Raw genomic sequence first — 793 nt, forward strand, 5'->3', positions numbered from 1 at the left:
CGCCCCCGGCCCGGTGCCGGCCGGGCGGCCGGCGATCGTGGGGGCGGCCGGGACGGCCGTCAGCAACGCCGTCGTGAGGGCGGCGAGGAGCGGGCGTGAGGGGGACCGGGACATCGACCGCCTCCGTATCGTGTCGACTCCGGAACGGGATGTTAGCGCTTGTGGCGGCCCCGGGCGCACCGCCGCCGGCCAGCGATTGTGATCTTGCTTCTACCTTGTAGGTTGTACGCGATACCTATGGCCTGTGCGCGGGAGGAGGGGTGGCCGTGACCGAGTGGGAGCCGGCCACCGACGCCGAAGCGGCGATGCGGGACGCGCTACGCGCCAACGACCAACAGCTCTACTTCCGCGTCCTGGCCCGGACCGAACTGCTGCTGCCGGTCTCCGCCGAGGCGCTCGCGGGGACGGCACCGGTGGGCTGGGGCACCTGGAGCACAGGTGGCCGTACCCACGTGCTGGCGTTCACCTCCGGTGCGGCGGTGCGCGCCTGTCTCGGCGAGCACGGCGGTGCCGTCCGGCGCATCTCGTACGCCGATCTGTCCGACAGCTGGCCCAACCACGAGTGGTGGCTGGCGGTCAATCCCGGGCTGCCCATCGAGGGTTACCTGCCGGCCTGGTTCGTCGCCCAGCTCTCCCGGGGCGACGTCCGGCTGCCCGGCCGCACCATGGGTGCGCGGGCCCGGCTGGAACGCGTGGAGACGGCCGCCCGGGCGCGGGCCCAGGCCACCGGTCAGGACACGTCGGGCGGGCCGGCGACCGGGCCGACCATCGGTGTGGCCCGGCCCGACGGCAC

General features: G+C 74.4%; 1 protein-coding gene. It reads left to right on the forward strand.

The window, feature by feature from the left end; all coding sequences use genetic code 11:
* Nucleotides 1-266: 266 nt before the first annotated feature.
* The coding region (locus tag F6X68_RS32885; protein ID WP_151457860.1) for an SseB family protein at nt 267-793 on the forward strand (527 nt) is incomplete at its 3' end.

This window comes from Micromonospora sp. AMSO12t, from assembly GCF_008806585.1.
Taxonomy (GTDB): Bacteria; Actinomycetota; Actinomycetes; order Mycobacteriales; family Micromonosporaceae; genus Micromonospora; species Micromonospora reichwaldensis.